A 346-nucleotide genomic window follows, 5' to 3' on the forward strand; every position below is an offset into this window, starting at 1 on the left:
CGAATACGTTATTGGGTCCTGGAATCACAAACCCCACGCACTTGTGTGTGGGTTCGTGGTTTCGCCAATGGACCGACCCAGGTCTGATGCTGCACCGTTTGGTGTGTGTGTTGGGGTGGTGTTTGGTAGTGGTTTGAGAATCGTATAGTGGACGCGAGCATCAATGACGCAACTTTTGTTGTGTTGTTTATGTAATGTGATTTTTCTTGTAATCATCTTAGAGTGTTTTTTTCGCACACACGCATACCGATCATGCAAATGGTGGTGTGAGTGTGTAAGAGCGCATGGTGGATGCCTTGGCATCAGGAGCCGATGAAGGACGTGGAAATCTGCGATAAGCCTCGGG

At 48.6% G+C, this 346-nt stretch carries 1 rRNA gene; it reads left to right on the top strand.

The features are described 5' to 3' along the window. Positions 1 to 264: 264 nt before the first annotated feature. Positions 265 to 346: ribosomal RNA gene (locus MPN20_RS17220) — 23S ribosomal RNA — on the top strand; the annotation flags it as partial.

Origin of the sequence: Brevibacterium sp. ZH18, from assembly GCF_022748595.1 — a bacterium.
Taxonomy (GTDB): domain Bacteria; phylum Actinomycetota; class Actinomycetes; order Actinomycetales; family Brevibacteriaceae; genus Brevibacterium.